The sequence below is a fragment of the Caldisalinibacter kiritimatiensis genome, from assembly GCF_000387765.1.
GTDB lineage: Bacteria > Bacillota > Clostridia > Tissierellales > Caldisalinibacteraceae > Caldisalinibacter > Caldisalinibacter kiritimatiensis.
This window is the reverse complement of the sequence record NZ_ARZA01000165.1, coordinates 1-699: the sequence shown is the minus strand read 5'-3', so window position 1 is coordinate 699 and position 699 is coordinate 1. Positions and strand designations below refer to the sequence as shown.

1 protein-coding gene is annotated in these 699 nt (G+C 26.6%); it reads right to left on the bottom strand.

What is annotated here, in order from left to right:
* Positions 1–102: 102 nt before the first annotated feature.
* On the bottom strand, positions 103–699 hold a 597-nt coding region (locus L21TH_RS14530), incomplete at its 5' end, for an MFS transporter (protein ID WP_034429710.1).

The window sequence follows — 699 nt, the reverse complement described above, 5'->3', positions numbered from 1 at the left end:
AAAATAGCGATTCATCTCCCTATTGAAATAGGGAGGATTCTCGCTTAATTATCCTAAAAATATGTTAATGCTTTCCAAATATACAACCTTAATTGGATATTATCAACTCATTTTTTTCATATGATTTTTCAAGCTAATTAACATAATAATGGCTAAAAATGTTTCTATTAAACCAGATATCATAAATAACTGAGTAACTGTAATTAAATTGTTTACTAATATAGCTCCTATTGAAATCGAAATTATCTTGGCAAAAGACGTACTTGAAAATCTAAACGCATAAACTTCTGAAATCCTTTCTGAAGGAACTTCTAACTGTATTAAATTTCTCATTGATACAAAAAATATTGAACCAGTAACTCCGAAAATCCCAAATGCTAAAAATGCCATTATGATGTTTTTACTATTACTAAGAATAATTAAAGCTATTCCATCAATAATCACAGAATAAAAAATCACCTTTAGATCCAACATAAATTTATCGAATTTAAGTAATATAAGACTTGCTATTGCCGACCCTACACCAATTGCAGAAATAAACATTCCGGATACAGAAATGTCTACTCCTAAATGTTCTTCGCCAAATACATACATAAATGGTGCCTGATTTTCTGTAAGAAATACAGTAATAATTAATATTAAAAACATATATTTAAGTTTATAATTTTGATTAATATAATGAAGTGTCTTTAATTTTTT